At 73.5% G+C, this 26,035-nt stretch carries 20 protein-coding genes; 13 read left to right on the top strand and 7 right to left on the bottom strand.

Going from position 1 to position 26,035, the window contains the following annotated elements:
- Nucleotides 1–99: 99 nt before the first annotated feature.
- The gene (gene malQ / locus O7634_RS31040; protein ID WP_278153686.1) at nt 100–2,148 is read left to right on the top strand and encodes a 4-alpha-glucanotransferase; all 2,049 of its coding nucleotides are present in this window, start codon (nt 100–102) and stop codon (nt 2,146–2,148) included.
- Nucleotides 2,149–2,158: 10 nt separating this feature from the next.
- On the opposite strand, the gene O7634_RS31035 is transcribed toward malQ, so the two are convergent.
- Entirely contained in the window at nt 2,159–3,268 is a 1,110-nt protein-coding gene (locus O7634_RS31035) for a winged helix DNA-binding domain-containing protein (protein WP_278153685.1), read from the bottom strand.
- A 138-nt stretch (nt 3,269–3,406) separates the two neighbouring features.
- Between O7634_RS31035 and O7634_RS31030 the strand changes: the two genes are divergently transcribed.
- The 4 genes from O7634_RS31030 to wrbA all read left to right on the top strand — a co-directional run bounded on the left by O7634_RS31030 (nt 3,407) and on the right by wrbA (nt 5,954).
- Nucleotides 3,407–3,799 (top strand): hypothetical protein, encoded by a 393-nt coding sequence (locus O7634_RS31030; RefSeq protein ID WP_278153684.1) that lies wholly within the window; start codon nt 3,407–3,409, stop codon nt 3,797–3,799.
- A gap of 128 nt (nt 3,800–3,927) precedes the next feature.
- Entirely contained in the window at nt 3,928–4,686 is a 759-nt protein-coding gene (locus O7634_RS31025) for a HipA family kinase (RefSeq protein WP_278153683.1), read from the top strand.
- Nucleotides 4,683–5,051, top strand: a complete 369-nt coding sequence (locus O7634_RS31020; RefSeq protein ID WP_278153682.1) for a DUF3037 domain-containing protein — start codon at nt 4,683–4,685, stop codon at nt 5,049–5,051. The genes O7634_RS31025 and O7634_RS31020 overlap by 4 nt, the downstream gene beginning before the upstream one ends.
- A 285-nt stretch (nt 5,052–5,336) precedes the next feature.
- Nucleotides 5,337–5,954: an NAD(P)H:quinone oxidoreductase gene (wrbA, locus tag O7634_RS31015; RefSeq protein WP_278153681.1), complete on the top strand. Its 618-nt coding sequence runs from the start codon at nt 5,337–5,339 to the stop codon at nt 5,952–5,954.
- A gap of 85 nt (nt 5,955–6,039) precedes the next feature.
- On the opposite strand, the gene O7634_RS31010 is transcribed toward wrbA, so the two are convergent.
- Entirely contained in the window at nt 6,040–7,962 is a 1,923-nt protein-coding gene (locus tag O7634_RS31010; protein ID WP_278153680.1) for an anthranilate synthase family protein, read from the bottom strand.
- A 208-nt stretch (nt 7,963–8,170) separates the two neighbouring features.
- Here O7634_RS31010 and O7634_RS31005 point away from each other — a divergent pair, with 208 nt between their 5' ends.
- From O7634_RS31005 to O7634_RS30995, 3 genes are all read left to right on the top strand, one after another.
- Nucleotides 8,171–9,583 (top strand): FGGY family carbohydrate kinase, encoded by a 1,413-nt coding sequence (locus O7634_RS31005; protein ID WP_278153679.1) that lies wholly within the window; start codon nt 8,171–8,173, stop codon nt 9,581–9,583.
- A 97-nt stretch (nt 9,584–9,680) separates the two neighbouring features.
- Nucleotides 9,681–12,194, top strand: coding sequence for a nitrate- and nitrite sensing domain-containing protein (locus O7634_RS31000; protein WP_278153678.1), 2,514 nt, complete (start codon nt 9,681–9,683; stop codon nt 12,192–12,194).
- A 5-nt stretch (nt 12,195–12,199) separates the two neighbouring features.
- Nucleotides 12,200–12,613, top strand: coding sequence for a roadblock/LC7 domain-containing protein (locus O7634_RS30995; RefSeq protein WP_203148617.1), 414 nt, complete (start codon nt 12,200–12,202; stop codon nt 12,611–12,613).
- Nucleotides 12,614–12,693: 80 nt separating this feature from the next.
- On the opposite strand, the gene O7634_RS30990 is transcribed toward O7634_RS30995, so the two are convergent.
- A complete protein-coding gene (locus O7634_RS30990; RefSeq protein WP_278153677.1) occupies nt 12,694–14,037 on the bottom strand; it encodes a GH1 family beta-glucosidase in 1,344 nt (447 codons plus the stop codon).
- An 843-nt stretch (nt 14,038–14,880) separates the two neighbouring features.
- Here O7634_RS30990 and O7634_RS30985 point away from each other — a divergent pair.
- Nucleotides 14,881–17,787, top strand: a complete 2,907-nt coding sequence (locus tag O7634_RS30985) for a glycoside hydrolase family 48 protein (RefSeq protein WP_278153676.1) — start codon at nt 14,881–14,883, stop codon at nt 17,785–17,787.
- Nucleotides 17,788–18,104: 317 nt separating this feature from the next.
- Here O7634_RS30985 and O7634_RS30980 read toward each other — a convergent pair whose 3' ends face one another.
- The gene (locus O7634_RS30980; protein WP_278153675.1) at nt 18,105–18,830 is read right to left on the bottom strand and encodes a DUF3159 domain-containing protein; all 726 of its coding nucleotides are present in this window, start codon (nt 18,828–18,830) and stop codon (nt 18,105–18,107) included.
- Nucleotides 18,831–18,913: 83 nt separating this feature from the next.
- Here O7634_RS30980 and O7634_RS30975 point away from each other — a divergent pair, with 83 nt between their 5' ends.
- Both O7634_RS30975 and O7634_RS30970 read left to right on the top strand, forming a co-directional pair.
- Nucleotides 18,914–19,801, top strand: a complete 888-nt coding sequence (locus tag O7634_RS30975) for a phosphatase PAP2 family protein (RefSeq protein ID WP_278153674.1) — start codon at nt 18,914–18,916, stop codon at nt 19,799–19,801.
- Nucleotides 19,802–19,806: 5 nt separating this feature from the next.
- Nucleotides 19,807–20,478: a maleylpyruvate isomerase N-terminal domain-containing protein gene (locus tag O7634_RS30970; RefSeq protein ID WP_278153673.1), complete on the top strand. Its 672-nt coding sequence runs from the start codon at nt 19,807–19,809 to the stop codon at nt 20,476–20,478.
- A 61-nt stretch (nt 20,479–20,539) separates the two neighbouring features.
- Here O7634_RS30970 and O7634_RS30965 read toward each other — a convergent pair whose 3' ends face one another.
- Both O7634_RS30965 and O7634_RS30960 read right to left on the bottom strand, forming a co-directional pair.
- Nucleotides 20,540–21,436, bottom strand: a complete 897-nt coding sequence (locus O7634_RS30965) for a DUF1028 domain-containing protein (RefSeq protein WP_278153672.1) — start codon at nt 21,434–21,436, stop codon at nt 20,540–20,542.
- A 130-nt stretch (nt 21,437–21,566) separates the two neighbouring features.
- Nucleotides 21,567–22,787 (bottom strand): low temperature requirement protein A, encoded by a 1,221-nt coding sequence (locus tag O7634_RS30960; protein ID WP_278153671.1) that lies wholly within the window; start codon nt 22,785–22,787, stop codon nt 21,567–21,569.
- A 155-nt stretch (nt 22,788–22,942) separates the two neighbouring features.
- Here O7634_RS30960 and O7634_RS30955 point away from each other — a divergent pair, with 155 nt between their 5' ends.
- Complete coding sequence (locus O7634_RS30955) at nt 22,943–23,926, top strand: LLM class F420-dependent oxidoreductase (RefSeq protein ID WP_278154123.1); 984 nt, start codon at nt 22,943–22,945, stop codon at nt 23,924–23,926.
- Entirely contained in the window at nt 23,923–24,714 is a 792-nt protein-coding gene (locus O7634_RS30950; RefSeq protein WP_278153670.1) for an SDR family oxidoreductase, read from the top strand. Before O7634_RS30955 ends, O7634_RS30950 begins: the two co-directional genes overlap by 4 nt.
- On the opposite strand, the gene O7634_RS30945 is transcribed toward O7634_RS30950, so the two are convergent.
- Nucleotides 24,636–25,946 (bottom strand): MFS transporter, encoded by a 1,311-nt coding sequence (locus O7634_RS30945; protein WP_278153669.1) that lies wholly within the window; start codon nt 25,944–25,946, stop codon nt 24,636–24,638. The two genes, O7634_RS30950 and O7634_RS30945, sit on opposite strands and share 79 nt — an antisense overlap.
- Between the last annotated feature and the right edge of the window lie 89 nt (nt 25,947–26,035).

Raw genomic sequence — 26,035 nt, 5'->3', positions numbered from 1 at the left:
GCAGGGCGGGGGAGGGTGTGGGGTGGGGGCTGGTGTTCTGCGGGGTGGGGGATTGCGTGGGAGGGTGGTTGGAGAGTGCGTCGTGGAGCGGGGGGCACAATGAAGCGAGGGCTGGCCGCGCTGGCCACTGCGCGCGGCGTTTCCACCTGGTATGAGGACTGGCGGCACCGGCGTGTCGAGGTCGCGCCGGAGACCGTGGTGGGCGTGCTCGGCCTGCTCGGTGTGGACGCCAGCAGCCCGACCGCCATCGCCGACGCGCTCGCCGCCGTCCGCGCTGTCGACCGGAACGCGTTGCCGGACACCGTGGTGCTCGCCCGGGGTGCCACCCGTCCGCTCCCCGGTCCGGGTGTGGTGACTTTGGAGGACGGCGGCCGACGCGCTGTCGACGCGGAGCTGCCCCCGGACCTACCGCTCGGCTGGCATCGGCTGGCCTGCGCCGACCGCGAGGCGACACTCGTGGTGGTGCCCCGTCGGCTGCCGGTGCCGCCGCGTACGTGGGGATGGATGCTCCAGCTCTACTCGCTCACCTCGGACCGCTCCTGGGGAATGGGCGACCTCGGCGACCTGGCGGACTTCACCGGTTGGGCCGGCGCCACCGGTGCCGGTCTGGTGCTGCTCAACCCGCTGCACGCGGTCGGCCCGGCGCACCCGGTCGCCGCCTCGCCCTACTCTCCCGCCAGCCGGCGCTTCGTCAACCCGCTCTACCTGCGGGTCAGCGACACGGCCGCGTACCGGGCGGCCGACCCGGCGACCCGCGCGGTCGTCGACGCGTTGCGCCCGGACCGGGGGCCGCTGATCGACTACGACGAGGTGTGGGACGCCAAGCGGCATGCCCTGGAGTTGCTGCACCCGTACGCGCAGCCGGTGGACCTCGCGGCGGACCCGGCGCTGACCAACTTCGCGACCTGGTGCGCCCTCGCCGAGCGGCACGGCAACGACTGGCGTGCGTGGCCGGCGGAGTTGCACCACCCCGACTCCCCGGCTGTCGCCGAGCAGCGCCGGCAACTCACCGGCCGGGTCGCCTTCCACTCCTGGCTGCAACTTCTGTGCGACGAGCAGCTCGACGCCGTGACGGCGGCGGCCCGGTCCGCGGGGATGCCGGTCGGCGTGGTGCACGACCTCGCCGTCGGTATCGACCCGGGCGGCGCGGACGGGTGGCAGCTCGCCGACGTGCTGGCCCAGGGCGTACGGGTAGGGGCGCCGCCGGACGACTTCAACCAGCTCGGTCAGGACTGGGGGCTCGCCGCGTGGCGTCCGGACCGGCTCGCCGCCACCGGTTACGCGGCCTACCGGGACATGCTGCGTCGGGCGATGCGGCACGCCGGCGGTCTGCGGGTCGACCACGTCGCCGGGCTCTGGCGACTGTGGTGGGTGCCGCCGGGCGGCGGGGCGGCCGAGGGCACCTACGTGCGCTACGACGCCGACGCGATGCTGGGCATACTCGCGCTGGAAGCGCACCGGGCCGGAGCGGTGGTGGTCGGGGAGGACCTGGGCACCGTGCAACCGGCGGTGACCCGGGGGCTGCGGGGACGCAACATGCTGGGCTCCACTGTGCTCTGGTTCGCGCGCGACGACGAGGGCGACTTCGTCCCACCCGCCCGGTGGCCGCGCAACGCGCTCGCCACGATCTCCACCCACGACCTGCCCACCGCGCCGGGCTTCCTCACCGGTGAGCACGTGCGGGTGCGCGACGAGTTGAAGCTGCTCGGCACCGACGTGGCGGTGGAGCGGGCCCGCGCCAGCGCCGACCGGGCCCGGCTGCTCGACATGCTGCGAGCCGAACATCTCCTGCCCGACGCGGCGACCGGCCCCGGCCCGGCGCGGCCTGAGGCGGCGACCGGCCCCGGCCCGGCGCGGCCCGAGGCGGGGGATGCCGGGCCGGGGGCCGGCGGTGCGCCGCTCGACGACGAGGTGGTGGTGGCGATGCATGCCGCGCTGGCGGCCAGCCCGGCCCGGTTGCTGGGCGTTTCGCTCTACGACGTGCTGGGCGAGGTGCGCCAACCCAACATGCCGGGCACCGTGGACGAGTATCCGAACTGGCGGCTGCCGCTGCCGGCGGGCGTCGCGCAGATCCGCGCGGACCCCCGGGTGAAGCGGATCGTCGACCTGCTCAGCGCCGCCCGTCCCCGACCGGTCGACCCGGAGTGAGGCCGGCCGCTCAGGGCAGCCAGGCGACGCGGGGCGGCAACCCGAGGAAGTCGGCGTAACGCCCCAGCGCCTGCTCCGCGCGGCCGCGGGTGGCAGCGTCGAGCGTCACGAGCGGCTGGATCGTCACGGTGACCGCCGAACGGCCGACGGCGCGCCTCCAGACACCCACCACCCGGCCGGCGTGGACGACGGTGGCCCGGAAGACGCCGTTGTTGCCCGGCACCACCGCCGCCCGGTGCGCCGGGTCGAGCATCAGCGTGCGGTTCCGGTAGCCGAGCAGGTATTCGTCGAAGCCGGGCAGTGCCAGCACCGCGTCCAGCGGCGCGCGCGGAGCGTCGGCCAGCGCCGCGTCGACGTACATCGGTTCGCCCTCGACCCGGACCTCGACGACGGCGTCGCCGAGGGCGGCCAGGCCGCGCCGGGAGTCGGTGAGGGTGAGGCCGCTCCACCCGGCGAACTCCCGGTCGGTCACCGGGCCGTGCCCGCGGACGTAGCGGTGAGCGAGCACTGCCAGCGCCTCGTCCCGCTCCGGCCGGCGGGGCGCTGGGGCCCACTCGTCCAGCAGGGCGAAGGTCTGTTCGGTGCCGACGTTCGGCGCCAGGCAGGTCACGCCGCGCACGCTCGCCTGCGAGAGCAGGTGGTAGCCGCGCTGCCCGTCGGTGCCCACCCCGGCCGCCCGCAGGGCGGCCAGGCACTCCGCCCGGGTGAGTCGGCCGCCGCCGGCCAACGCGCCGCCGAGGACGTCCAGCGCGTGGTCCTCGTCGGCCTCGGTGAGACCGAGCCGGGCCCGGCGGGTCGCCGAGCCGGCCAGCGCGCGGACGCCGGTCAGCTCCAGCATCCACCGGGCGTCGGCGGGCGGCACGAAGTGTACGGTCCCCCGCATCGGCCAGGTGCGCAGCGCCTCGCGCCGCTCCAACGCGGCCCGTACGTCGTCGACGGTGTGGCCGGGCAGTCGCACGCCGAGCGACCACAGCCCGCTGGACAGGTCCTGCGCCTGCATCGCGCCGAACCACTCCACCACGTCGGCGACGGTGCCGGGGCGGGTGCTCGGGTGCGGGCGCAACAGCAGGCTGGTCGTTCGCAGCGCCAGGGCGTCGGCCGCGCTGAGGTCGGCAGGCATCGGACGTCCTTTCCACGGCCGGACGGCCAGCCTAGGTCGGCCCACCGACACTCCGGCAGACGGGAGGCGTAAGGGCGGTCGACCTGGGAAAGCGGCGCGGCGGAAGTGCGCGCGCCGCGCGTACGGAAGGGACTTCCCATGACTGCCGCAAGCGAGCCGGCCCGGGGGGCCGGCGTGACGGCCGGGTCTCGGAGCCATCGGGGTGACGCCAGCGCGAAGACGAGCGCGGCCGCCACCTTCGCCCTGGTCTTCGGCGTCGCCGGCCTGCTCAGCGTGCTGACCGCCATCCTCGCCTGGATCGGGCTGGTGCTGGGCATCATCGGCATCATCCTCGGCATCGTCGGGCTGAAGATGGCCCAGCGACCGGGCGTGACCGGTCGGGGCGTCGCCATCGGGGGCCTGGTGCTGAGCATCCTGGCCGTCCTGATCGGCCTGGGCCTCGCCGCGGGCATCACCACGTTCGTCAACAACGAGGGCGCGGTGGACCGCCTCCAGAACCAGGTCGACGACCTCCGCGACAGGCTTGACTGACACCAGCGGCTCCCACGGACGGCGGACCACGCCCGCGCCCCGCGGCGCGTGGTCCGGCCGTGGGCGGGTGCGGCCCGGTCGAGGACTGGCGTGCCGGCCGTCAACGCAGCCCCAGTAGGGTGGGCGGCGTGCTCCGCCAGGTCACCGCGATCCGGTACGTCACCCCGCTGCGCGAGGGTGGCTCGTTGCCGGGCGTGGTGGAGGCCGACGACCTGGGCACGTACGTGGCGAAGTTCCGGGGCGCCGGGCAGGGGCCCAAGGCGCTGATCGCCGAGGTCATCTGCGGTGAGCTGGCCCGTCGGCTCGACCTGCGGGTGCCGCCGCTGGTGGTCCTCGACATCGACCCGGTGATCGGGCGCGCCGAGCCCGACCAGGAGGTGCAGGAGCTGCTGCGCAACAGTGGCGGCGCCAACCTGGGGATGGACTTCCTGCCCGGGGCGCTGGGCTTCGACCCGGTGGCGCACCCGGTCGACCCGGTGCTCGCGTCGCGGGTGTTCTGGTTCGACGCGTACGTCGAAAATGTCGACCGGAGCTGGCGCAACCCCAACCTGCTCATCTGGCACCGCGAGCTGTGGTTGATCGATCACGGCGCCGCGCTGTACTTCCACCACAACTGGCCGCGCGCCGAGGCGGTGGTGCACCGTGCCTACCGCGGCGACGACCACGTGCTGGCGCCGTACGCCTCGCGGCTGGCCGAGGCGGACGCGGAGCTGGCCGCCCGGGTCACCCCGGAGCTGCTCGCCGAGGTGCTGGCAGTGGTGCCGGACGCGTGGCTAACCGCCGCCGACTTCGCGACGGCCGAGGAGGCGCGCGACGCCTACCTGCGGCACCTGTCGGGTCGCGTCGCGCGCACCGCCGACTGGCTGCCATCCGGGAGGGCGGCATGAGGCATCCCTTCGAGTACGCGCTGATCCGGCTGGTGCCCCGCATCGAGCGCGGCGAGCAGATCAACGTGGGGGTGTTGCTCTACTGCCAGCAGCGTGACTTCCTGGCCGCGCGCACGCGGCTGGACGCGGACCGGGCCCGCGCGCTCGCGCCCGACGTGGACCTGCCGGCGGTGGCCGCGGTGCTCGACTCCTGGGACCGCACCTGCTCCGGGGACGGGCCGGCGACCCGGATGCGCCTCGGTGAGCGGTTCCACTGGTTGGCCGCTCCGCGCAGCACGATGATCCAGACCGGCCCGGTGCACACCGGCCTCACCATCGATCCGGAGGCCGAGTTGGATCGGCTGATGGCGGCCCTGGTCGGCTGAGACCGACCGGTGGCGGTCGGCGCCGTCCCGCGCTGCGTTCCCCTGATCGCGCTTCGCCAGCGGGTTGCCGGCAAAGCGCGATCCCCCGTTCAGGTCCCCCACGCGGGGCGGCAGACCGATCCGCCGACACCGATGGACTACAGGATCGCCGCCCGCGGTGGGCACCGGACCGAAACGGTCGGGAAGTTGCGGAAAATTTGAGCCGAGAGTCCCGGCACGGTCTCGTTAGAGCGGGTTCTCAGCGGGTAGTCGCGGAGCTGATCCGAGACGAGAAGGGGACATCCGATGGCGGCCCAGACCAAGGTAGCGGTGATCTACTACAGCGCGACCGGCATCACCTACCAGATGGCGCAGGCTGTCTGCGAGGCCGCTGGGGACGCCGGTGCCGAGGTGCGCCTGCGCAAGGTCCGCGAGTTGGCCCCGGACGAGGCGATCCGGTCCAACTCCGGCTGGCAGGCCCACCACCTGGAGACCCAGGACGTGCCCGAGGCGATGATCGACGACCTGGCCTGGGCCGACGTGGTGATCCTCGGCGCGCCGACCCGCTACGGCATGATCGCGGCCCAGTTGAAGCAGTTCATCGACACCACCGGCCCGCTCTGGGCACAGGGCGCGCTGGCCAACAAGGTGTACTCCGCCTTCACCTCGACGGCGACCTCGCACGGCGGGCAGGAGACCACGCTGACCTCGCTGTTCAACGTCTTCTACCACTGGGGTGGCGTCGTGGTCGTGCCCGGCTACACCGACACCAGCCAGTTCATCGCCGGCAACCCGTACGGGCCCTCGCACACCAGCAACAACGGGGAGATCGCTCCGGACGCCGTGGCGCTGGAGGCCTGCGCGCTCACCGCACGCCGGGCGGTGCAGATGGGGGCCGCTCTGAAGAAGGGCCTGACCGGCTGACCGGCGTGGCGACCGGTGGCGCGGGCGGGGGCTCTCGGCCCGTCCACGCCACCGGTCGATCCAGCCCTACCCTCCGAGCCGGGGGCTATGCGCGCCCGCCCGTGGTGGACAGCTCGTCCCGCCGGGGCGCCGGCAGCAGCTCGGTCACCAACTCGGTCAGCACCGCGAGCCCGTCCGGGCTGAGCACCGACTCCGCGTGGAACTGCACACCGGCGAAGCCGCGGCCCCGCAGCGCGTGCACGGCGCCGTCGACAGCGTCCCGGGCCAGCTCCACCGGCCCGTACGCGGTGTCCAGCCGGTCGGAGGCGGCGCGGGCGGTGAAGGTGGAGTAGAAGCCGACCCGACGGGTGCTGCCGAACAGCGACACCTCCCGTTGCAGCCCCTGGTAGGGGGCCTTCCGGCGGTGCAGTTCGAGCCCGAGCAGCCCGGCCAGCACCTGATGGCCGAGGCAGACCGCGAGGACGGGACCGCCAGCGGTCAACCGCTCGACCAGCAGACCGCGCAGCGTTGCCACCTTGGGATCGTCCGCGCTCCCGGGGTCGCCGGGGCCGGGCCCGGCCACCACCAGGTGGTAGGCGTCCAGCGCGCCGACCTCCCGCCACCCCCGGGTGGTCACCACGAGACCCAGGGCGCCCAGTTGGTGGGCCAGCATCCCGGTGAAGGTGTCCTCGGCGTCCACGATCAGCACCCGGCGGCCGACCAGTCCGGGCAGGCCGGGCGCGTCCGGCGCCCGCTGGTCCAGCCAGAACCGGGCCAGCGGGGCGTTGCGCGCGGCCAGCGCGTCGCGTACCGCCGGGTCGTCGGCCAGCCGCGCGACCGGCAGCCGGTCGCCGGCGGACGCCGCCGGCCCGAGACCCAGCGCGGCCAGCACACCGGCGGCCTTGGCGTGCGTCTCGGCCACCTCTCCGACGGCCGTCGAGTGGCGGACCAGTGTGGCGCCGACCGACACCCGCAGCGCGCCGGTGGGGGAGATCTCGGCCGTCCGGATCAGGATCGGGGCGTCGAGCGTCTGCCGGCCGGCGTCGTCGTGGCCGAGCAACGCCAGCACGCCGCCGTAGTAGCCCCGGCCCCGGCGCTCGTGCCGGGCGATCACCCGGCAGGCGTTCTCCATCGGGCTGCCCGTGACGGTGGGCGCGAACATCGTCTCGCGCAGCACCTCCCGCACGTCCCGGGTGCTCTGCCCGGCGAGCAGGTACTCGGTGTGCGCCAGGTGCGACATCTCCTTGAGGTAAGGGCCGATGACCTGCCCGCCCCGCTCGGCGACGGTGGCCATCATCTTCAGCTCCTCGTCGAGCACCATGTACAGCTCCTCGACCTCCTTCGGGTCGGCGAGGAACCGCAGCAGGGCGGCCCGGTCGACGACGCCGTCGGGGCAGCGGAAGGTGCCGCTGATCGGGTTCATCATCACCAGTCCGTCGTCCACGCTGACGTGCCGCTCCGGGCTCGCGCCGACGAGTGTCCGGGCGCCGGTGTGCACCACGAACGTCCAGTACGCGCCGCGCTCGGCGACCAGCAGCCGGCGTAGCGCGGCCAGCGCGGCGCGCAGCGGCGGGCCCAGCACAGTGGCGCGCAGGGTGCGGTGGATGACGAAGTTCGCGCCCTCGCCACGGCCGATCTCCTCGGACAGCACCCGCTGCACGGTCCGCGCGTACTCCTCGTCGCTGACGTCGAAGCCGGCGTCGTCGGTGCGGACCGGCTCGTCGGGCAGTACGGCGAGAGCGTCGGCCAGCGCGATCCGCCGGTGCTGACGCACCTGGAGGCACTCCAGCGGGGCGTCGTCGTCGACGCAGGCGAAGCCGCGCTCGGTGACCTGTCGGTACGGCACCAGGGCCAGCGCCCGCGCACCGGGTGGCCCCGACGTCAGCGGCAGGTCCGCGAGCCGTTCGAAGGTGTCGACCGGGCCGGTGAGCAGGTCCAGTTCGGCGGCCCCGTCGCGGCGCAGCAGCGCGAAGGGGCCGGGGTCGACGCCGTCGTCGACGGCGGCGAGCAGGTCGGTCAGGTGTGTCATCGGATGTCCCGTCTGGGCCGGGCGTCGCCCGTCGGGCGGCCCATCCGGCCGGGAGATCCGGCGACCGCCTCGATGGGCGGCCGCGTGGTGGAAGCTACGCGCGGGAGATGGCCGCCGGGTCGGCGGGCCACCAGCAAGTCAGACGCGCGAGCATGTGATCCACCCTACCCGCCCGGCGCCCGCCTGGCACCGGGTAACTTGACCGGCGATGAACATTCTCGCGCTCGACCTGGGCACCTCGTCGGTGCGCGGGCTGGTGCTGGACGCGGACACCCAGCCGATGCCCGGCGCGCTGGCCCGGCGCAAGGTCGACCTCGCCATCGGCGACGACGGCACCGGCACACTGTCCGGCCCGGACTACCTGGCGTCCCTGGTCGAGTGCCTGGACGAGCTGGCCGAGGCAGGTCACCTGCGCGACGTCGGCCTGGTCGCGGTCTCCGCCCAGTGGCACTCGGTGCTTCCGTTGGACCGTCAGGGCGTTCCGATGGGCCCGGTCGTCACCTGGCTGGACACCCGGCCCACGCCGGTCGGCCCCAGCGCCGGTCCGGCCGCTCCGGACGCGTTCCACCAGCGCACCGGCTGCTGGTGGCACCGCTCGTACTGGTCGATGCGGCTGCCCTGGCTGCGCGAGCAGTCCGGCACGCCGATCGCCCGGTTCGTCGGCCTGCCCGAGTACGTGCTGGGCCAGCTGCTGGACGACGCCCCCATGTCGATCTCCCAGGCCAGCGGCACCGGTCTGCTGGACCTGCGCACCCTGACCTGGGACGACGAGGCGCTGGCATTGGCCGGGGCGGGACCGGACGACCTCCCGTCCCTCGGCGCGCTCGACTGGCATGGCCGGCTGCGGGTCGACCTGGCCCGTCGGTGGCCCGCGTTGGCGCAGGCCCGCTGGTCACCGCCGGTCGGTGACGGCGGGGCGTCCAACGTCGGGTCGGGCTGCGTCGACCCGAGCCGGGCCGCCGTCACGGTGGGCACCTCGGCGGCCGTACGACTGATGCAGCGCATCCCGGCCGGCGAGGAGTTGCCGCGCCTCCCCGAACGGCTGTGGCGGTACCGGGTCGACCACGACCACGTGGTGACCGGGGCGGCGTACGCCAACGGGGGCAACCTCTTCGCCTGGGCGGACCGGGAGCTGCGCCTGCCCCGGGGCGCGGAGCTGGACGCGGCGCTGGCGCTGGTGCCGGCCGGCGGTGGCCGACCGGCGGACCCCCGTTTCGGCGGCGACCGGGCGCCCGGCCTGTCGCCGGCGGGCAGCGGCGAGCTGCGCGGCCTCAGCTTCGGCACCACTGCCGTCGACATCCTGGCCGGGCTGATGCAGGGGCTGTGTGAGCTGGTCGCCGAGGACCTCGCGGTGCTGGAGTCCACCATCGACAAACCGGTCGGCGTGGTGCTGGGCGGGGGTGCGGTGGCCGCCTCGGTGTGGTGGCGGCAGGCCTTCGCCACCGCGCTCGCGCCGCGGCCGGTGTCGCACCAACGCAACCCGGAGATCGGTGCCACCGGCGCCGCGTTGGTGGCGATGGGCCGCTTCGGTGACGCGATTCAGCTCGCCGACATCGGCCGGACGGACGAACTCGTCTTGCCGGGCACGGCAGGACGATCCCACCCGCAGTATCCTTCCTGAACTTCCACGTTGTTCGGGCCGTTGACAGCGCTCCCGAGCCTGGTTGGATGGACTGCGCTCCCCGGACCGCGGTGGACGCGGCAACGGAGGAGGCAGGGTGGCGAGAGGTTCCGAGCCGGCGAACGGCGCGGTGTCCAACCATCGCCGGCGTCGTTTCGACGTGCGCGTCGTCCCGCACCGGCGGCGGTCGCCGTTCCGGCTGCGCGACTGGCGGATGAGCACCAAGCTCGCCACCGTGCTGGTCGTGCCGTCGATGGCGTTCCTGCTGCTCGCCGGGGTGCAGACCAACGCGCTGGTGGGACGGACGACGGCACTCAACGACTTCTCCGGCCAGGTCGGCATCGGCCGGCAGATCACCGCGGCGGTGCACCAGCTCCAGCAGGAGCGTGACCGGTCGGCGGGGGAGCTGAGCGAGCTGCGCCAGGGGGGCGACCGGCAGGCCGCGGCGAGCTCGCTGCGACAGTTGCAGGCGTCCACCGACAAGGCCATCGTGGACCTCCGCCGGGCGGCCGAACCCCTGGCCGACGCCGACGCGTCGTGGCGGGTCGCGTTCTCCCAGGCCCTGGAGGCGTACGACCAGGTGGTCGACGTCCGGCCGGCGATCCCGCCGGCGGTGCTGAGCAGCAACACCATCCTGGGCAACTACAACCGCGCGGTCAGCGCGATGCTCGACCTGCTCGCCGAGCCGACCCCGGGTCAGAACCAGCCGGCGCTGAACGACGCCGTGCTGCGCTACGTGCAACTGGCCCGGGTGAAGGAGCTGTCCTCCCAGGTGCGGGCCCAGCTCTACGCCGCCGCCCGCGCCGGCCGCTACAGCACCGAGGACCGGGTGACGCTCACCGACCTGCGCGCCCAGCAGCTCACCGCGCTCGGCGCGTTCCGGGTGGCCGCGACCGCCGAGCAGGTCCGCCGCTACGACGAGACCTCGCTGGCCCCCTTGTTCGTGGCCGCCACCCGGCTGGAGGAGCGCAGCCTGCCGGCCAGTGGCGCGGCGCGCGAGGTGCTGCCGTCGGAGCAGTGGTGGGAGGCCAGCCAGCAGCGGCAGGAGCTGCTGCGTCAGATCGAGGCGGGGGTGCTGGACGATGCCGTGCGGCAGGCCGAGGACGCCAGCAGCGGCCAGCTCCGGGCGACCCTGCTGGTCGTCGGCGGGGTCGTCACGGTCCTGCTGGTCGCCCTGCTGATCTCGTTGCTCGTCGGACGGTCGGTCGCCCGGTCGATGCGGCTGCTGCGCAGCCAGGCGCTCAAGATCGCCCAGGACGAGTTGCCGGACACGCTGGACCGGCTCAAGACGGTCACCGGCGGGGTGCCGAGCATCGAGGTCGCGCCGGCGGTGGTGCGTTCCCTCGACGAGATCGGTGAGCTGGCCGAGGCCTTCGTGGCGGTGCACCGCAGCGCGGTCACCGTCGCTGTCGAGCAGGCGCTGATGCGGCGCAACGTCAACGCGATGTTCGTCAACCTGGCCCGCCGTAGCCAGGTGCTGGTGGAGCGCCAACTGGAGCTGCTGGACGACCTGGAGCGCGAGGAGAGCGACCCGGACCAGCTGGAGAACCTCTTCAAGCTCGACCACCTGGCCGCCCGGATGCGCCGTAACGACGAGAGCCTGCTGGTGCTCGCCGGCACCGAGTCGACCCGGCGGTGGAACCGGCCGGCCGGCCTCGGCGCGGTGCTGCTGGCCGCCGCCGCCGAGATCGAGCAGTACCAGCGGGTCCGCATCGAGTCGGTGGCCGACGTGTACGTGGTCGGGCACGCCGTCGGCGAGTTGGTGCACCTGCTGGCCGAGTTGCTGGAGAACGCGACGGTCTTCTCCCGCCCGGACACCGCCGTGGTGGTGACCGCCCGCGCCGAGGGAGCGGCGGCGGTGATCGAGATCGCCGACCGTGGCCTCGGCATGAGCCCGACAGCGCTCGAACAGGCGAACACGGTCCTGTCCAGCCCGCCGGCCGCCGACGTCGCGGCTGTCGAACGGATGGGTCTGTTCGTGGTCAGCCACCTGGCGTCGCGGCTGGGCGTACAGGTGCGGTTGCACGGCGGCGAGGGCGGCCTGGTCGCCCGGCTCGGCCTGCCTCCGATGCTGCTGGCCACACCGGGCCAGGGGGAGCTGGACCAACCCGCGCCGGCACGCATGCTGGCGACCAGCGCGGCCCGGGGAATGGTCGCGCCCGCCACGGCGGGGCTGGGCGGCGCCGCGCGGGACCTGCCGGTGGCCGGCCGCCCGCCGGTCGCCGCCGTGCCCCGTCAGGGCCGACCGGTGCCGGTACGCGCCGAGGACGTCCTCACCCCGGCCGCCACGCGCGACGGCGGCGGCTGGTACTCGCGGCAGGGCCCGTCCACGCCGGCGGCGCCCCCGCCGGTGGCCCCGCCGACCATCCCGGTGACCGCCGGCACCAACGAGCGCGGGCTGCCGGTGCGGGTGCCCATGGCGCAGTTGAGCGCTGTCACCCGCTCGGCGCAACCGACGTCGGCACCGACCCGCACCGACCCGGACCCGGAGGCGGTCGGCGGCATGCTCTCGCGGCTCTACAGCGGAGTACGGCGCGCCGAGGCCGAGGACACCACCGAGATACCCGTGCCACCGTCCGGGGGGCACGACGAAGGGGGACGACGACAGTGACGACGTTGAGCCAGGAGGCGCGTGACCTCAGCTGGCTGGTGAGCGCGTTCGCCGAGCGTGTGCCGGGCGTGGCGCACGCGGTGGTGGTCTCCTCCGACGGGCTGCTGGTGGCCATCTCCGACCACCTGCCCCGTGACAACGCGGACAAGCTGGCCGCGGTGACCTCCGGGTTGATGAGCATCACGGCGGGCGCGGCCCAGATGTTCGACGGCGATGTGGTCAAGCAGACGGTGGTCGAGATGGGCCGCGGCTACTTCCTGGTGATGCAGATCCGCGACGGTTCGATCCTGGCCACGCTCGCCGCCGGGGACGCGGACATCGGTGTGGTGGGCTACGAGATGGCCCGGCTGGCCAAGCAGGCGGGGGAGATGCTCACCCCGGCGTTGCGGGCGGAGTTGCAGCAGGCGCTGCCCCGCTGACGGGCCCGGCCGAGGCCCGGACGGTCACCGGCTCACCGGAGCCGAGCCGTCCGGGCCCGGTCATCCGGGTGGCCGACCCTTCAGAACCCGCCGTCGGCGATGACGGAGCGGTACCAGCTGGCGCTGCTCTTCAGCACCCGCCGCTGGGTCGGGTAGTCCACGTAGACCAGGCCCCACCGCTGGTCGTACCCCTCGGCCCACTCGAAGTTGTCCAGCAGCGACCACACGTGGAAGCTCTCCAGCGGCACGCCCGCGGCCATGGCCCGGTGCGCGGCGGCGAGGTGGTCGCGGAGGAAGGCGATCCGGCCGGCGTCGTCGACGGTGCCGTCAGCGCCCATCGTGTCGGGCGTGGGGAGCCCGTTCTCGGTCACGGTGAGGGGAATCGGGCCGTAGTCGCGGGTGACCCGGGTCAGGATGTCGTACATGCCGTCGGGGTAAATTTGCTGCCACTCGGCCTCGGAGGTCGGCCAGCGGTGCTCGGTGCCGCCGTCGCCGGTGACGTAGATCGGCGTGTAGTACTGCACCGCCACCAGGTCGACCGGGGCGGAGATGATGGCCAGGTCGCCCTCGCGGATGCCCTGGACCATCCGGCTCTGCGGCCCGAGGTCGGCCAGCACGTCCTCCGGGTAGCTGCCCTTGAGCAGCGAGTCCAGGTAGAGCCGGTTCTCGTAGCCGTCGTGCAGGTGGGTGGCGGCGGCGGCCCGCGCGGAGTCGTCGGCCGGGTAGCAGGGGTGCAGGTTGAGGGCGGGGCCGATCCGGCTGTCGCTGCCGGTGGCCCGCAGCGCCTCGACCGCGAGCCCGTGGGCGAGTTGCAGGTGGTGGGCGACCAGGTACGCGGCGTCCGGGTCCTGGCGGCCCGGGGCGTGGTGCCCGATGAGGTAGCCGTTCTGCACCACTGTCTTGGGCTCGTTGATGGTCAGCCAGACCGGCACCCGGTCGCCGAGGGCGCGGAAGACCGCGTCGGCGTAGTCGGCGAAGCGGTAGGCGGTGTCGCGGGACTCCCACCCCTCGGCGTCCTGCAACGCCTGCGGCAGGTCCCAGTGGAACAGCGTGGCCATCGGGCTGATGCCACGCTCGTGCAGGCCGTCGACGAGGCGGCGGTAGAAGTCGAGCCCGCGCTGGTTGGGGGCGCCGGTGCCGTCGGGCTGGATCCGTGGCCAGGAGATGGAGAAGCGGTAGCTGCGCAACCCGAGGTCGCGCATGAGGTCGAGGTCCTCGGCGTACCGGTGGTAGTGGTCGGCGGCCACGTCGCCGGTGTCACCGTTGCGGGTGCGACCGGGAACGCGGCTGAAGGTGTCCCAGATCGACTCGCCGCGCCCGTCCTCCTTGGTGGCGCCCTCGATCTGGTACGCGGAGGTCGCCGCGCCCCAGCCGAAGTTGTCCGGGAAGCGCAACGGGCCGGCGGGCCCGGTAGGTATCGACATGGATTCTCCTCGTGGATACGGAGCCACCGCCGGAAGTTCGGGAGCGCTCCCATGATAGGGCAGGCGCTGCCGCCCGGTCAGCCGGCCGTGCTGGCGGCCGGCGCTGGCGGGCTGGTGGCGGGTGTGGCCCCGAGCAGCGAACGAGGCCGTCCGGGCGGCGCGGCGCGCCTGTCCCGTCGGCCTCTTTTCCTATCGTGTACGGGGGTTTAGTGTGGGGACGGGGGAGGGCAACCCCCGTCCCCACCGTAACTGCACACGCGCGGGCGGAATTTGGGTCCTGCCGTGCGTGTCGCGCGGGAGCCGGGCCACGCGAGTGGCTCTGGTTCCACCTCCCTCCGTGTGGCGGGACGATGGCTGACGACGGCGTCCGGGCTGGCCCGTCGTCGGCCCTCGGTCTGGTTCCCCGGGGGCCGTCAGGAACGGTCCCCGGCGATCTTCTTTTTGGAACCTTGTCGATGGAAGCGCTCCCATCGACCGATGTTGCGACTGTAACGCCCGTCACGCCTTTGTGAAAGACCCAAAACGAGATCGAAACAACGATGCGCTCAGGCGTCCCGCGCGCTTGTTGTGGGAGCGCTTCCATGGCACACTGTCGATTCGACGCGACCGGAGCCACGTCGCGCGAGCGCGGGTCCACCGAGGGCAGCCGGCGACACCAGGCCGGTCACGGTTACCCATGCAGCCGACGGGACCCGTCCCGTGCGGGCCGCACCGTCTGACCCCGGCCGGGCCCGGGGCCCCCCACCACCTTTCCGGCGCCTCGAATCCCCTGCGGACCAGCACCCCCGCGGGCAGGCGCCCCGCCGGGACCATCCCGGCCTGGCCCGAGGAGACACCGCGCACATGAGACAACTGGCACGACGCCGTCGCGTGGCGATAGTCGCCGCCGCCGTGCTCGCCGTCGGCGGGGTGACCCTGCCCGCCGGCGCCGCACAGGCCGCGCCCGCCTGCGACGTGGTCTACGCGACGAACGACTGGAACACCGGCTTCACCGCCAACGTGACGATCAAGAACCTGGGCGACGCGATCAACGGCTGGACGCTCAAGTGGACCTTCCCGAACAGCAGCCAGCGGGTGGTCCAGGGCTGGTCGGCCCGGTTCAGCCAGACCGGCAGCGAGGTCACCGCGACCAACGAGTCGTACAACGGCAACCTCGCCACCGGGGCCTCCACCACCATCGGCTTCAACGGCGCGCACTCGGGCAGCAACCCGAAGCCCACCGCGTTCACGCTCAACGGCACGCCCTGCAACGGCACCCCGGCCAACCAGCCGCCGACCGTCTCGCTGAGCCTGCCGGCCGGCCCGTTCACCGCGCCGGCCGACGTGCCGCTGACCGCCACCGCCAGCGACCCGGACGGAACCATCAGCAAGGTCGAGTTCTACCGCAACGGCCTGCTGATCAACACCGACACCAGCGCGCCGTACTCCTACACGCAGGAGGACCTGCCCGCCGGTAGCTACACCGTCCAGGCCAAGGCCTACGACAACGCCAACGGCATCGGGGTCGACGAGAAGGCGTTCACCGTCGGCGCCGCCAGCGGCCCGCAGCTCGTCGCCACGCCGTCCGCGGTGAGCGTCGCCGAGGGTGGCACCGCCACCTTCAACCTGAAGCTCAGCGCCGCGCCGACGGCAAGCGTGCCGGTCACCCTCACCCGCACCGGCGACTCCGACGTCACGGTCTCGCCGACCAGCGCCACGCTGACCTCGAGCAACTGGAACACCGGGGTCACCGTCACGGTCGCCGCGGCCGAGGACGCCGACACCGCCGGTGGCGCCGCCACCATCACCGCCTCCGCCACGGGGCTGGCCTCGCTGGCGGTCACCGCCACCGAGATCGACAACGACACCCCGGGCGGCGACAACACCTACATCGCGAAGTTCCTCGAGCAGTACGGCAAGATCAAGAACTCGGGCTACTTCAGCCCCGAGGGCGTGCCGTACCACTCGGTGGAGACGCTGATCGTGGAAGCACCCGACCACGGTCACGAGACCACCTCCGAGGCGTTCAGCTTCTGGCTCTGGCTGGAGGCGAACTACGGGCGGGTCACCCAGAACTGGGCCCCGTTCAACAACGCCTGGACGGTGATGGAGAAGTACATCATCCCGACGCATGCCGACCAGCCGACGTCCGGCTCGGCCGGGACGCCGCAGTACGCCGCGGAGTACAACCTGCCCAGCCAGTACCCCTCGGCGCTGAACCCGAACGTCCCCGTCGGGCAGGACCCGCTGCGCTCGGAGCTGCAGTCCACCTACGGCACCGGCGACATCTACGGCATGCACTGGCTGATGGACGTCGACAACACCTACGGCTTCGGCCGCTGCGGTGACGGCACCACCAAGCCCGCCTACATCAACACCTTCCAGCGGGGCACCCAGGAGTCGGTGTGGGAGACCATCCCGCAGCCCTCCTGCGACACCTTCGCGCACGGCGGTCAGTACGGCTACCTCGACCTGTTCGTCAAGGACACCGGCGCCCCGGCCAAGCAGTGGAAGTACACCAACGCCCCGGACGCCGACGCCCGCGCCGTGCAGGCCGCGTACTGGGCGCTGACCTGGGCCAAGGCGCAGGGCAAGCAGGCCGACGTCGCGGCGACCATCACCAAGGCCGCCAAGATGGGTGACTACCTGCGGTACGCGATGTTCGACAAGTACTTCAAGAAGATCGGCAACTGCGTCGGGGCGAGCACCTGCCCCGCCGGCAGCGGCCGGGACTCGGCGCACTACCTGCTGTCCTGGTACTACGCCTGGGGCGGCGCGTACGACACCAGCCAGAACTGGTCCTGGCGGATCGGCTCCAGCCACAACCACTTCGGCTACCAGAACCCGTTCGCGGCCTGGGCGCTGACCAACACCCCGGAGCTGGCGCCGAAGTCGCCGACCGCCGCCAGCGACTGGACCAAGAGCTTCGAGCGGCAGTTGGAGTTCTACACCTGGCTGCAGTCCGCCGAGGGCGGCATCGCCGGTGGCGCCACCAACAGCTGGGACGGCAGCTACGCGCAGCCGCCGGCGGGCACCAGCACCTTCTACGGCATGTTCTACGACGTCGACCCGGTCTACAACGACCCGCCGTCGAACCAGTGGTTCGGCATGCAGGCCTGGTCGATGCAGCGCATCGCCGAGCTGTACCTGCAGACCGGCAACGCGAAGGCCAAGGCGCTGCTGGACAAGTGGGTGCCGTGGGCGATCGCCAACACCACGCTCGGCGCCAACTGGTCGATCCCGTCGGACATGGCGTGGACCGGTCAGCCGACCACCTGGAACCCGTCCAACCCGCAGCCCAACACCAACCTGCACGTCGAGGTGATCACCAAGGGCCAGGACGTCGGCGTCACCGCCGCCTACGCCCGGACCCTGATCGCGTACGCGGCCAAGTCGAGCAACGCGGCGGCGAAGACCACCGCCAAGGGCCTGCTGGACGCGCTGTCGGCGGCCAGCGACGCCAAGGGTGTCTCCACCACCGAGACGCGCGGCGACTACCGGCGCTTCGACGACGTCTACAACGCCTCCACCGGGCAGGGCCTGTACGTCCCGTCCGGCTGGACCGGGGAGATGCCGAACGGTGACGCCATCGCCGCCGGCAAGAGCTTCCTCGACATCCGGTCCTTCTACAAGAACGACCCGGACTGGCCGAAGGTGCAGGCGTACCTGGACGGTGGCCCGGAACCGACCTTCAACTACCACCGGTTCTGGGCACAGGCTGACGTCGCCATGGCGTACGCCGACTACGGCAGCCTGTTCCCGAACGGCTGACAGACGACCCGGGGTGGGTGGCGTGGACCGCCCACCCCGGGGTCCGGCGGGGTCCGGGGAACGACGGACCCCGACCGGCGGACGGCCTGACACCCACGGTCAGGCCGGGGTGGGCCGGCCATCTGGCCGACGCAGCGGATCGGCTTGGCCCACCCCACCGCCCGGACTGGAGCCAGCCGCAAAAAAGCCCAGAAATTCGGGCCGTCACGGGATCACACCGGGGTCCCGAACGGAGTAACGTACGTCACCGGAGAGGCCGCTCCCCCCGTGGCGGCCTCTCCACTTTTTTGCCCACGATCCGTCGTGGACGCGTCGGCTCAGCGAGGCCCGGCGACCGGTCCCTCGACGACCGGATGGCGCAGACCCGGGTGCCCGGCCGGCAACGACCGCCGCAGCACCACCCAGCTCAACGCGAGCGCCGCGGCGACCAGCGGCCAGGTCAACGCCACCCGGGCCACCACCAACGCGAGCACCTGCCCACCCAGGTACAGGGGCACGAACACCGCCACGCGCAGCACGTAGGTCGCCGTCCACACCCAACTCGCCCGGCCGTACCCGCGCAGCAGCGCCCGGTCCCGCCGCCACCGGGCGCGCTGACCGAGCACCGCGCCGACCAGCACGCCGAGCAGCGGCCAGCGCACCACGATGCTGACCGTCCAGGCGAGAGCGCTCGCGGCGTTGGACAGCACCTGGATCAGAAAGAAGTTCTCGGCCCGGCCGGTGCGTACCGCGATCAACGCCGCGACACAGACGGCCAGCAGACCGATCAGCACCGAGCGCGGACGGTCACCCCGACGCAGGCGTACGCCGGCCACCACCGCGCCCACCGCGAGCGCGGCGCCGACCCCGGCCCACAACGACTCGTCACCCAGCAGCCAGCCCGCCGCGAACGCCACCGGGGGCAGTGTGGCGTCGACGGCGCCGCGTCGCCCGCCCAGCAGATCCGCCAGCGACTCGGTCCGCTCCGGTCCCGCCGGGTCCGCGGTGGCACGCCCCGGACCAGCCCCGGTCGGACCGCTGCCACGCTCCGGTGTTCCGTCCATCACCGCCTCCTCGCTCCCGGCACAACCTAACCGGCGATTGGCGGCGGGCCACCGGTCGGACCGGCGACACCTGCCGCTACGGTGTGCGGATGCGCGCGACGGCACGGGGTTGGACGGCGGTCTGGTTGGTCGTACTGGCCCTTGTGCAGACGGCCGCCTTCCTCGCCGTCTGGCGGGTGGCGGTGCACCTGGAGATCGGCCAGTGGGTGGACACCGTCGCCCTCACCGGCAACCGGATCGGGCAGGACACCATCGACGGCCCCGTCGACCGGATCCTCAACGCGATGTCGGTGGTCTCCCTGCTGGCCGCCACCGCGACGATCGGGTTCATCGCGTTGATCCGGGGTCGGATCGCGCTGGCCATCACCGCCACCCTGCTGATCGCCGGCGCGAACGTCTCGACCCAACTGCTGAAGTACGGACTGAGCCGACCCGACTTCGGTCTCGACCCGGAGCGTGCCGCCGTGGGCAACAGTCTGCCCAGCGGGCACACCACCGTCGCCGCCTCGGTGGCGGTCGCGCTGGTGCTCGTGCTGCCGCGCAAGGTGCGCGCCGTCGGCGCCTTCATCGGTGCCAGCTACGCCGCCGTCGCCGGAGTCGCCACCCTCTCCGCCGGCTGGCACCGGCCCAGCGACGCCGTCGCCGCGTACCTCGTGGTGGGTGTCTGGGCGGCGCTGGCCGGGCTGCTCCTGCTGGTCACCCAGCGGGAGCAGGCCGAGGTGGCCCCCGGCGACGCGCACCGCGTCGCGGCGGCGGTGCTCGGGCTGGGCGGCGTCCTCGCCCTGATCGCCTGCGGGCTGTCCCTGGCCTGGCTGATCAACCTGCGCGACCTCGGGCCGACCGAGTTGAGCCGCCGCCCGCTGTTCGTGGGATACGCGGGCAGCGCCGCCGGGATCGCCGGCACGATGGCGGTGGTGATGGCGCTGGTGCTCACCGTGGTGCACCGGCTGGTGCCCAGGGTCAAGGGCTGACCCGGATGACGGAGCCAATCCGCGCGGCGTTCTCCGCCGAGTGCGCGGCGCTCACGGCGGTGCTGGCCGACCTGTCCGAGGCCGACCTGGACCGCTCCACCGACTGCCCGCCGTGGACCGTACGGGAGCTGACCGCGCACGTCCGCACCGGTGTCGGCCGGCTGAGTGACATGCTGGCCGCGCCCGCGCCGCCGCGTGCCGAGGTGGACGCCGCGGGCTACTTCTCCCGGGCGAAGTTCACCGAGCAGGTCGACGCCGACCGGATCGCCGGCGGGCGGCGCGACGCGCTCCAGGTGGACCGTTCGGCGCTCGCCGCCGAGTTGGACCGGGCGTGGCGGGCCACCGACGCCGCCGTCGCCGCCGCGCCGCCCGGTCGGCTGGTGCGGACCCGGCACGGCGACGCGATGAGCCTCACCGAGTTCCTGCGGACCCGCGTCGTCGAGGTGGGCGTGCACGGTCTGGACCTGGCCGCCGCGCTGGGCCGGCCGCCGTGGCTCACCGCCGCAGCGGCCGAGGTGATCGCCGACCTGCTCAGCGGAGGGCGTCCGGTGCCTGCCGCCCTGGGCTGGGACCGGCTGACGCTGATCCGCAAGACCACCGGCCGGGCGGCGCTGATCAGTCGGGAGCGGGCCACGATAGACGCGGCCGGCTTCCGCTGGCTCTCCTTCGGCCGCTGAACCCTGCCCACGCCCGCTGGCGCTGCCGCTGGTCGCCGTTCCCGTCGCGCGCTGGTGGCCGTCACTCGCTGGTCGTCGCTGCCGCTGAGGGCCGCCTCAGGTCAGCGCGGGGCGCGGGGACGTGCGGGGCGACGCCGCGCAGGTGGGCGAGCACCACCGGGTCGATCCGACCGGGCACCAGTCGCTCCTCCAGGTTCTCCAGGCCGGCCCAGGAGGTCAACGCCGCCTCCGTCCCGCCGTCGGTCACCGGGTGGCCCAACGCGCCCAGCAGCGCGGTCACCTCGGCGGCCACCGCCCCGCTGAGGTCGAGCAGGGTGGCCGGGTCGGGCCGGCCGAACAGCATGGTGTGCACGGCGAGCAGCCGACCCAACTCGGCGACCGGGTCCGGGTGGTCGTCCACCCGGAGATCGACCACCACGTCGCTGGTGCCGCCGTATCCTCCGCCGCGCTCGACCACCAGCAGCCCGGCGCTCTGCCGCCCGCGTCGGTCACCGCCGGCCTCGTCTCCCGCCCGCAGCGCGGCGACCAGTCGCTCGGCGAAGGGCAGCTCCGACTCCGCCAGCCAGGTCTCACCGAGGGCGTCGACGACCTCCGGCCCGCTCAGGATGTTGCCCTGTGCGGCCCACCCGTCGCCGGTCCGGCCGCCCGCCCACGGGTGGCAGGCCGGCCCGGTCCAACTGGCCCCCGGCCCGTCCACCCCGACCACGCCGAGTTGGCGGTGCTCACGTCCCGCGTCGGCGGCGACCAGCCCGGCCACCACGTCGGCGGCGGCCACCCCGGTGCGCAGCAGCGCGAGGCCCTGCGGGCGGTAGGCGAGGTTGACGTGCGCCTGGGTGGCCAACGCGCCCACGTCGGCGGCGGCGGCCGGCACCAACGCCCCGGCGGCGAGGAACTTGCTGGCGACGACCACGCCATGTCGGCGGCCGTCGGCGGAGCGGGCGACGAGCGAGAAGGTCACCCACCGAGACTAGGGCGTGCGTCAAAGCCCCTTGCCGGACCGCCGCCCGGACTCCGCCTCGGCTCGACCGAGGACTTTGACGCACGCCCCAGCCGCTCGCCCGGGAGGGGTATCGCCGCACGTCGCTGGCTCAGAAGGGTGGCGCGGCGGGTTCCGGTGGGGCGCCCCGCGCCCGCCGGGCGTCGGTCACCACGACCGCGGCCAGCACCACCGCCCCGACCGCTGTCGCGACCACCCCGGGCAGCGCCAGCAGCGGCACCGCCGATGCCAGCAACACCAGCAGGGCGATCCAGCGGGACGGGGAGACGCGGGCGAAGACCTCGTACTCCAGCCGGGCCCGCCCGGCCAGGAACAGGACCGGACCGCCGAGCACCACGACCAGCCAGGGCCCGGAGACGCGCTCCAGCGGGTCCTCGATGATCAGCTCGTAGCCGATCGCCGTGAGCGCGAGACCGATCACCATCACCAGGTGGGTGTCGGCCGCCGAACGGCCGATGGTGGCGGGGTGCCGGGCCATCGTGACCGCCTCGCCCAGGACCTGCCCGGCCCGCTGGATGTAGATCCGCCACAGCATGATCGAGGTGGCGAGCGCGAGCGCGAACGCCCAGGCGTGCCCCGCCTCGTACGGACCCTTGCTGTAGGCGAAACCCGCCACCAGGATCGTCTCGCCCAAAGCGACGAGGAAGAACTGCTGGTAGCGCTCGGCCAGGTGCTCTCCGGCGATCTCCCACCTGGAGATCTTCGAGCGACCCAGACCCGGCACCGGCCAGCCGCAGCGGGCCACCAGGTACTCGAACGCCAACGCCGTCGACCAGAGCACCACCTGCGCGTTGGTCGACAACAGCGCCCCGCCGACCCACAGCACTCCGCTGACGGCGTAGGCCACCGCCATCCGTGCCTTCAACCGGCGGTACGGGTGCGGACCCAACGCGAACAACAGGATCACCGGCCGGCTCAACTGGGCGATCACGTACGCCACAGCGAACATCAGCGCGGTCTCGGTGAACGCCCGGAGGATCGCGACCCCCATCAGCATGCTGCACACCAGCGCGGTGATCACCACGGCCTGCAACGGCACCCGGTACGGGTCGTACCGACTCGTCGTCCACGCCGTGCCCTGCCAGACCGCCCAGAGCGCGAGCAGCAACAGCAGTGTCTTGCCGCCGCCGGTGACCGCGCCCCAGACGTCGTGGCGGCCCGGGTCCTGGGCCAGGTTCTCGAAGGCGCGGGCCGAGATCCGGGTGAGCGCGAAGACGAACACCAGGTCGAAGAAGAGCTCCAGGAAGGTGGCCCGGCCCGGCGTGGCCGCCCCGGGGACCGGCTCCAGGTGTCCTGACGCCCTGGAATGCATGGTCAGCGGCCTGCGCGGTCGGTCCGGTTCACCTCGCAGTCGTAACACCCCCGGTCGGCGCGCACCGGCAAAAACCGGCGATTCTGCCCAGTGCGCGGATCTTGCTCGGGCGCCCCGTCAACGGGCACGATCGACCGGTGACGAATCGATGGGGCATGACGGTGCCGCTGGGCGGGATCGCGCTGGCGCAGCACGACACGGTCTACGCGGCCCTCGACCGAGCCGGGTTCACCGACGTGTGGTCGTCCGAGGTCGCCGGGACCGACGCGTTCACCCCGCTGGCGCTCGCCGCGGCCTGGCAGCCCCGGCTGCGGCTCGGCACCGCTGTCGCGCCGGTCTTCACCCGGGGCCCCGGGCTGCTGGCGATGAGCGCGGCGACGGTCGCCGAGGCCGCGCCGGGCCGGTTCGCGCTCGGCATCGGCGCGTCCTCGCCCGTGCTCGTGCGGGACTGGAACGCGGTGCCGTTCGAGGAGCCGTTCCGGCGGACCCGCGACGTGCTGCGCTTCCTGCGCGCCGCGCTGAACGGCGAAACCGTCGACGGGGCCTTCGACACGTTCACCGTCCGCCGGTTCACGCTGGAGCGGCCACCGGCGGTGCCGCCGCCGATCCTGCTCGCCGCGCTGCGCCCGGGGATGCTCCGGTTGGCCGCCGCGGAGGCCGACGGGGTCATCCTCAACTGGCTCGGCGCCGACGACGTCCCGCAGGCCCTCGCCGAGCTGGGCCAGCGGCGCTCCGGCTTCGAGGTCGCCGCCCGGATCTTCGTCTGCCCCACCGAGGACGCCAGCTACGCCCGCGCGCTGGGCCGCCGGCTCATCACCAGCTACCTCACCGTCCCGGCGTACGCCGAGTTCCACCGCTGGCTCGGCCGCGACGAGGTGCTCGCGCCCATGTGGCGGGCCTGGGCCGCCGGCGACCGGCGCGGCGCCGGCGCGGCGGTGCCGGACGACGTGGTCGACGCGCTGGTGCTGCACGGGTCGCCGCAGCGGTGCCGCGACCAGGTGCGCTGCTACGCCGAGGCCGGCGTCGACGTGCCGGTGCTCGCGCTGCTGCCGACCCCCGAGGTCGCCGAGGGCGGCGCGGAGGCGCTGCTCGACCTCATCGCCCGGTTGGGCGTCGACGTGGTGGAGGCGGCCGCGTGAATCTGACCGACCGGGTCGTGGTGGTGACCGGCGGTGCCGGTGGCATCGGCGCGGCGCTGTCCCGCCGCTTCGCCGCAGAGGGTGCCGCCGCGGTGGTGGTCGCCGACCTGGACGCCGACGCGGCCCGCGCGGTGGCCGAGGGCATCGGCCCGGTCGCGCGCCCGGCCGCCCTCGACGTCACCGACGAGGAGCAGGTCCGCGCGTTGGTGGCCGACACCGAGCGGCGGTACGGCCGGATCGACCTGTTCTGCGCCAACGCGGGGGTGACCACCGGAGGGGGAGTGGAGGTCGACGACGCAGGCTGGGAGCGGGCGTGGCGGGTGAACGTGCTCGCCCACGTCTACTCGACCCGTGCGGTGCTGCCCGGCATGCTCGCCCGCGGCGGCGGGCACCTGCTGCACACCTGCTCGGCGGCGGGGGTGCTGACCGCCGTCGGCGACGCCGCGTACACCGCCACCAAACACGCCTCGGTGGGTTTCGCCGAGTGGCTGGCGATCACCTACCGGGACCGGGGGATCCGGGTCAGCGCCCTCTGTCCGCAGGGGGTGGACACGCCCATGCTCGCCGACGGCATCGCCGAGGGCCACCTCGGCGCATGGGTGATCGCCGCCTCCGGCGCGGTCCTCACCCCGGAGCAGGTCGCCGACGCGGCCGTCGCCGGGCTGGCCGAGGAGCGGTTCCTGATCCTGCCGCATCCCGAGGTCGCCGACTACGCGCGTCGCCGTGCGGAGGACCCGGACGGCTGGCAGGCGGGCATGCGCAAGCTCGTCCGCCGGCTGACCGCCTGACCGGGGGCGACCCCGCCGCCATCGCCTGGTGCCGCTGCGCCGGCGCGGGGCAGCAGCGGTGGCGTGAGCAGGAGCAGGACCGCGGCGATGGTGATGGCGGTGAGCGGGCCGGTGCGGGTGGCGAGGACTCCCCAGACCGCCATGAGGGTGGCCTGGGCGAGTTTGCCGCTGACACTCCAGGCGGTGAGGACCCGCGCGGTGTGCTGGTCCGGGGTGCGGCGGAGGCGTTCGGTGGCGGCGAGCGGGTTGAAGACGCCGATGCAGGCGATCAGCAGGCCCTCGACGAGGACCACGGTGACCAGCCCGGCGGTGCCAGGCTGGGTGAACGCGAGACCGAGCGGGACGATCGCGCGCAGCCAGCCGGAGACGAGCAGCGTGCGGTGCCGCCCGTAGCGGTCGGCGAGTCGGGCGGCGAGGCGGGCGCCCACGAAGCCGCCGAGTGCCGGCACGCCGAAGGCGAGGCCGTACTGCCAGGCCGGAAAGCCGTAGTGGTCGAGCAGGAGGACGGTCAGCAGCGGGCCGGTGGCCATGATCAGACCGTTCACCGCGACCGTGTTCAGGAACAACCGCCGCAGGACACGGTCGCGCAGGACGAACCGCCAGCCGTCGAGCAGGTCGGCGGCGCGCATCCCGTCCGCCCGGTCGCGGGGGGTCGCGAAGTCGCCGCCCCGGATGCGCCGCACCGCGAGCGCGGACAGCAGGTAGCTGACGGCGTCGGCGGCGACGGTGACGACCGGGCCGAGCAGCCCGACGAACGCGCCGCCGACCGGTGGTCCCACCGCCGTCGCCACCCAGAGGGTGCCTTCGAGCCGTCCGTTGGCGACGAGCAGGCGGTCCGTGGGGACGAGCTGTCTCAGGTACGCGCCGGAGGCGGCCGTGGCGGCGATGCCCGCCGTGCCGCAGAGCACCGACACAACCAGCAGTTGACCGTACGACAGGAACCCGACCAGGTACGCGATCGGAACGGTCGCCGTGGCGGCGAACCGGACCAGATCCATCGCGATCAGCACCGGCCGCTTCGCCTGGCGCTCCACCCACGGGCCGAACGGGACCGCCACGACAGCGGCGACGGCCAGGCCGGTGGCCGCCAGCAGCGAGACCTCGAACGTCGACGCGTGCAGCACCTGCACCGCGAGGAGCGGAAACGCCCCGAAGGCCAGCCAGGTGCCGTACGTGCTGACGGCGTACGCCGACCACAGCCACCCGAAGTCCGCTCCCATCCGCACGCCCACGTGACCCCCTCGCGCCAACACGTCGCCGGTGCGGCAGCACAGCAGCGACGCCGGCCCGCTGGCAAACAACGGGCTGCTCGGCGTGCCAC

Origin of the sequence: Micromonospora sp. WMMD1120, from assembly GCF_029626235.1 — a bacterium.
Lineage (GTDB): Bacteria > Actinomycetota > Actinomycetes > Mycobacteriales > Micromonosporaceae > Micromonospora.
This window is presented reverse-complemented; position numbering and strand designations above follow the sequence as displayed.